The organism is Billgrantia lactosivorans (genome assembly GCF_003254665.1).
GTDB classification, from domain to species: domain Bacteria; phylum Pseudomonadota; class Gammaproteobacteria; order Pseudomonadales; family Halomonadaceae; genus Halomonas; species Halomonas lactosivorans.
The window spans coordinates 46,621-52,620 of record NZ_QHGY01000017.1; the positions used below are offsets into that span (position 1 = coordinate 46,621).

Genomic DNA, 6,000 nt, shown 5'->3' on the forward strand with positions numbered 1-6,000 from the left:
ATGCGGCATCGACCGGCTGACGCCCGCTGCGGGCGTCAGCCGTCGTTCGTTTGTCATCGGCAACGGAGTTCTGCATGCATGTACTGGTTCTGGGCGCCGCCGCCGGCGGCGGCTTTCCCCAGTGGAACTGCAACTGTGCGCTGTGCCGCGGCCTGCGCGAGGGCAGCATCGAGGCCACTCCGCGCACCCAGTCGTCGATTGCCCTCAGCAGTGACGGCGAGCGCTGGCTGCTGATCAACGCCTCGCCCGACATCCGCGCCCAGCTGACCGCCAACCCCGAGCTGCATCCACGCCGGATCCCGCGCGACAGCGGCATTGCCGGGGTGTTGCTGGTGGATGCCCAGATCGACCACGCCACCGGCCTGCTGTCACTGCGCGAAGGCTGCCCCTTCGACGTGTGGTGCACGCCCAACGTGCACCAGGACCTGAGCAGCGGCTTCCCGCTGTTCCGCATGCTGGAGCACTGGGGCGGCCTGAACTGGCGCTCCATCGCCGTCGACGAAGAGCACCCCGAGGCCACGTTCTCGGTGCCGGCCTGTCCCGGCCTGACCTTCACCGCCGTGGCGCTGACCAGCAACGCGCCGCCCTACTCGCCTCGTCGCGGCGCCCCCACCGCGGGCGACAACATCGGCCTGCTGATCGAGGATCGCCCGCGGGGCACGCGGCTGTTCTACGCGCCGGGCCTCGGCCGGCTCGACGACCGGGTGCGAGGCTTCCTGCACCAGGCGGACTGCGTGCTCGTCGACGGCACCCTGTGGCACGACGACGAGCTGATTCGTGCCGGCGTGGGCCAGGCCACCGGCGCCGACATGGGCCACCTGGCACTGGCGGGAACAGGCGGCCTGCTGGAGGAACTGGCCCGCTTGCCGGCGGCCACCCGGCGGGTGCTGATCCATATCAACAACACCAACCCGATTCTGGACGAGCGCTCGTCGGAGCGAGCCACGCTGGTCGACGCCGGCATCGAGGTCGCCTGCGACGGCCTGCACCTCGAGATATGAACCGGCCACGTCCGTAGACGTCACAACGATAACGATCACTACGCCATGCAAGGGAAGGAAGCGCCTCATGACCCCCATCGCATCCCCGTTCACCACGGCCGGAACCGACGCGCCGGCCCTCTCTCCCGAGGCCTTCCGCGAGGCCCTGCTGGCCAAGGGCGCCTACTACCACATCCACCACCCCTACCAGGTCGACATGGCCGAGGGGCGCGCCACGCCGGAGCAGGTCCGCGGCTGGGTGGCCAACCGCTTCTACTACCAGGTGATGATCCCGCAGAAGGACGCCGCGCTGCTGGCCAACTGCCCCGACGCCGCCGTGCGCCGGCGCTGGATCCAGCGCCTGCTCGACCACGACGGCCACGACGACGAGGGCGGCGGCATCGAGGCGTGGCTGACCCTGGGCGAGGCGGTGGGGCTGACCCGCGACGAACTGTGGGCCCAGGAGCATGTGCTGCCCGGCGTACGCTTCGCGGTGGATGCCTACGTCAACTTCGTGCGCCGTGCCGACTGGCGCGAGGCGGCGATCTCCTCGCTGACCGAGCTGTTCGCCCCCGAGGCGCACCGCAGCCGCCTCGACACCTGGCCGACCCACTACCCCTGGATCGACGAGGCCGGCTACGGCTACTTCCGCAAGCGCCTGAAGGAGGCGCGGCGCGACGTCGACCACGGCCTGGAGGTGGCAATGGGGGTGTGCACCACCGCCGCGGCCCAGCAGCGTGCGCTGGAGATCCTGCAGTTCAAGCTCGACGTGCTATGGTCGATGCTCGATGCCATGACCCTGGCCTACCAGCTCGGTCGGCCGCCCTACCACAGCGTCACCGACCGGCGCGTCTACCACCGGGGGCTATGATGAAGACAGCGACCGTCTATCGCCTGCGCCCCGGCTGGCGCCTGCAGTGGGAGGAGGCCCAGGGGCGTCACGTGCTGCTCTATCCCGAGGGCATGGTGCAGCTCAACGACAGCGCCGGCGCCATCCTCGCCGAACTCGACGGCCAACGCGACGTGGCGAGAGTGGTGGCCAACCTGCAGGCCCGGTTCCCCGATGCCCCCGCCGCGGCGATCGAGCAGGACGTGCACGAGTTCCTGCTCGACGCTGCCCGACAAGGGTGGATCCAACATGACTGACCGCCGCCATACCGCCGCCATCAACGGCGCCACCGGCGCGCCGCTGTGGCTGCTCGCGGAACTCACCTACCGCTGCCCGCTGCAGTGCGCCTACTGCTCCAACCCGCTCGACTTCGCCGCGGTCAAGGAGGAGCTGACCACCGAGGAGTGGCTGGACGTGCTGGCCCAGGCCCGCGCCATGGGCGCGGTGCAGATGGGCTTCTCCGGCGGCGAACCGCTGGTGCGCCAGGACCTCGAGGCGCTGGTGGCCGAGGCGCGCCGGCTCGGTTTCTACACCAACCTGATCACCTCCGGGCTGGGGCTCGACGAGGCGCGCATCGCGTCGCTGCACGCGGCCGGGCTCGACCACATCCAGATCAGCCTGCAGGCCTCCGACCCCGACGTCGCCGCGGCGGTGGCCGGCTCGCCCAAGGCCCACGCCAGGAAGCTCGCCATGGCCCGCGCGGTCAAGGCCGCCGGCTACCCGATGGTGCTCAACGTGGTGCTGCACCGGCACAACATCGACGAGCTCGACGCCATCATCGCCCTGTGCGACGAACTCGGCGCCGACGCCGTGGAGCTGGCCAACTGCCAGATGTACGGCTGGGCGCAGCTCAACCGCGCGGGCCTGCTGCCGAGCCGCACCCAGCTCGAGGCCGCCGAGGCCACCACCGCGCGCTGGCGCGAACGCCTGGCGGCGAAAGGGCGCGACATGCGCCTGCTGTTCGTGGTGCCCGACTACTACGGCGAGCGCCCCAAGGCGTGCATGGGCGGCTGGGGCGCAATCTTCATGACCGTGGCGCCGGACGGCGCGGTGCTGCCCTGCCATAGCGCGCGGATGCTGCCGATGAGCTTTCCCAGCGTGCGCGAACGCCCGCTGCGCGAGATCTGGTACGACAGCGAGCCATTCAACCGCTACCGCGGCGACGGCTGGATGAAGGAGCCGTGCCGCAGCTGCGACGAGCGCCACCGGGACGTCGGCGGCTGCCGCTGCCAGGCCTACCTGCTCACCGGCGATGCCGCGGCCACCGATCCGGTCTGTTCGCTGTCACCCAACCATCACCTGATCGAGGCCGCGCGCCGCGAGGCCGAGGCCGGTGCGTCCACCATGGAGGCGCTGACGCCGCGCAACGTCCACCAGTCGCGGGTGTTCTGCCGCGCATGAACATCCACGGCGCGATGCCCGACGAAGCGGCTGCCCGGCGCGCCGGACTGCCGTCGGGCAGCCGCCTGCACGAAGCGCGATTGGCAAGCGGCCTGGCGATCGTCGCGGCGGAGGTGCCCGAGGCCCGCCTGCAGCGCCTGGTCGGCGCGGTGGGGGTGGGCTACCTGGACGAGCCGGCGGAGTGCCGTGGCCTCGCCCACCTGCTCGAGCATGCCCTGTTCCAGGGCTCGGCAGGCTTTCCCGACGCCGGCGAGCTGCCGCGCTGGGTCGCCGAGCGCGGCGGGCGCTACAACGCCCGCACCGACGAAACCGTCACCGACGTTCACCTGCACCTGCCGCCCGGCGCCGCCGACGAGGGCCTGGCCCGGCTGGTGGACCTGCTGGCCCGGCCGCGCCTCGCCCCGGACCGCATCGCCCACGAGGTCGAGGTACTCGACGCCGAATTCCGTGCCCGCCTCGCCGACCCAGCCCTTCACCGGCTGGCGGCGCTCGGCCGGCTCTGTCGCGAAGGGCATCCCGCCCGGCTCTGCCATGCCGGCAACCGCCGGACGCTTGACGCTGACGCGGCGCGCCTGGCCGCCCGGCTCGCCGACTTCCATCGCCGGCACTACCGCACCGGCGGCATGGCGCTGGTCATGCTGGGGCCGCTGCCGCTCGAAGCGCAGCTCGAGCTGCTCAGGCGACATGGCGCGGCGCTGCCGGCGGGCGACGCGACGCCTCCGCAGCGAAGCTGGCGCTGGAGCGAGCCCGGCGGCGTGGCCTGGCACCCGCCCGCGGCCAGCCACGGCGCCACGGCCCTCGAACTCATCTGGCCGCTGCCCGAGGAGCCAACGGGTGCCCTGGCCGACCGGCTGGCCGGCGTTGCGGCCCGCCTGGCCGATGGCCGGCTCGCCGCCACCCTGCAGGCCGCCATTGAGCTGGAACGCCTGGAAGTCACGCTCGCCCCCGAGGGAGTGGGCCGCGCGCTGGCCCTGCGCCTGTCACCGGCACCCGACGAGGAGGCGGTGCAGGCGATGCTGGGCGCCTGCCGCGGTGCGCTGGAACGGGCGCTGGTCGGGCCGCTTCCCGCCCCCCCTCACTCTTCGCCGGATCTCGATGCCTGGCCGCGCCGACGCGCCGCTGAATTGGTAGCCGACCACCAGGACATGCCCCAGCCGGCCGACGCCACGACCGAGACGCTACTGCCCTGGCTCGCTCCCGAACAGTGCCGGCTGTTGTGGCAATCCCCGGCGACGCCGCAGCGCTGGGCAACGCTGGCGGAAACCGGCACCGCCTGGCACGCCCTACCGCTGCCGGGCGAGAGCCTGCCGCTACCCTGGCGGGCGCCGCCCGCGCTCGTCGTACGCCCGACCCACCCACATGCCGACGACCCTACGCCACGTCAGTTGCACCGGGACGAGCGGTTTACGCTCTGGACCGGTGACCCGACACAGCGGCCCGATGCCCCGCCCGCCAGCGTCTGCCTGGGCTGGCCCGCGCCGGCGTCAACGCAGGCGGCACGCCTGGCCCAGTGGCGGCGGAATACCCTGCCGCTCTCCCAGGTCGCCGCCAGCCACAACATGCACCTGAGCTGTACGGGCGACACCCGCGGCGATTGGCTCATCGCCACAGGCACGGCCGAGCGTCTCGACGCGCTGGTGGAGCTTGCGGTGGCATGCTGGCCGGAGCGAGTCGCAACAGCCTCCCCCGCCCCGGCCGAGGGGCTGCTGGCCCAACGCATGCTGGCGCGGCTCGAGACCCGACCGCCGCCCGCTTCCCCTGGCGTCGGCACCGGGCGCCTGCTGGGCTGGATAAGCGGCGATGCCGATGCCGCGGCGGCCGAGGCGATCATGCATCAGCTGGCCGAGCGACTGGCGAGCCTTCCCCGGGCGCACGAGCCGCATCCCGAGGCGCCCGACGCCACGCGCTGGCTGCCCCCGCAGGGCGACGACCACGCCGCGATGCTGGAGGTCGACGGCCCCGACGACACCCCCCGCAGCCGCTGGCTGCTGCGCCTGCTGGCCCAGTGCCACGACGCCGCCTTCCAGCAGGAGATGCGCCAGCGGCGCGGCCTGGGCTACGTGGCGGTGGTGCGCTATCGCGAAGCGTCGGGCTTCCCGCGGCTGGGCTACGTGGTGCAGTCACCGCGCACCGAGGCGGGCGCGCTGCGCCAGGCCGTGCTCGACTTCCTGGGCCGGCAAGGCGAGGCGCTGGCGCGGCTCGCCCCGGCGGAGCTGGCAGGGCTCCGACAAGGGCTGCTCAGCCATGCCGGCCACCCCGAGACCCACGCCGAGGCCACTGAGCGCCTGTGGCAGGCGCTGCGCCGCCGGCCGGCGGGCGCCCTCTCCCCCCCCTGGCAGCCGCTGCCCTGGGAGGCCGAGGCGCAGGCGCTGGACACGCTGCGGCCCGATGACCTCCATGGCCTGGCGCGCGATCTCGCCGCTGGCCGCCTGGCAGGGTGCTGGTGGCTGCACGCCCCGCGCTGATTCCGTCCGCCTCCCCTGCCGAATGTTGCCAAACGGCAACTCTGTTGTGTTGTCACGTCACAATCCGTTCGTCCCGGCTCACCTAGACTGACATCAGCGTCGCCCCTTTCACGGCCCCCTGCGGCCATACAACAACTCCAGGGAGACCCGACATGAAATCACGCGCCGCCGTGGCCATGGCCGCGGGCCAGCCCCTCGAACTCACCGAAATCGATGTCCAGGATCCCAAGGCCGGGGAAGTGCTGGTGCGCATCGCCGCGACCAG

5 protein-coding genes and 1 pseudogene are annotated in these 6,000 nt (G+C 72.5%); all 6 read left to right on the forward strand.

All coding sequences use genetic code 11. The features are described 5' to 3' along the window. Positions 1–74 precede the first annotated feature (74 nt). Complete coding sequence (pqqB, locus tag DIS04_RS19170) at positions 75–1,001, forward strand: pyrroloquinoline quinone biosynthesis protein PqqB (protein ID WP_111415396.1); 927 nt, start codon at positions 75–77, stop codon at positions 999–1,001. Between the two features lie 67 nt (positions 1,002–1,068). Continuing rightward, positions 1,069–1,851, forward strand: coding sequence for a pyrroloquinoline-quinone synthase PqqC (pqqC, locus tag DIS04_RS19175; RefSeq protein ID WP_111415397.1), 783 nt, complete (start codon positions 1,069–1,071; stop codon positions 1,849–1,851). Then, the gene (gene pqqD / locus DIS04_RS19180; protein ID WP_111415398.1) at positions 1,851–2,126 is read left to right on the forward strand and encodes a pyrroloquinoline quinone biosynthesis peptide chaperone PqqD; all 276 of its coding nucleotides are present in this window, start codon (positions 1,851–1,853) and stop codon (positions 2,124–2,126) included. Before pqqC ends, pqqD begins: the two co-directional genes overlap by 1 nt. After that, positions 2,119–3,270 (forward strand): pyrroloquinoline quinone biosynthesis protein PqqE, encoded by a 1,152-nt coding sequence (pqqE, locus tag DIS04_RS19185; RefSeq protein ID WP_111415399.1) that lies wholly within the window; start codon positions 2,119–2,121, stop codon positions 3,268–3,270. Before pqqD ends, pqqE begins: the two co-directional genes overlap by 8 nt. Further along, positions 3,267–5,735 (forward strand): insulinase family protein, encoded by a 2,469-nt coding sequence (locus tag DIS04_RS19190; protein ID WP_111415400.1) that lies wholly within the window; start codon positions 3,267–3,269, stop codon positions 5,733–5,735. Before pqqE ends, DIS04_RS19190 begins: the two co-directional genes overlap by 4 nt. A gap of 152 nt (positions 5,736–5,887) precedes the next feature. Then, positions 5,888–6,000: pseudogene (locus DIS04_RS20800) on the forward strand (S-(hydroxymethyl)glutathione dehydrogenase); the annotation flags it as partial.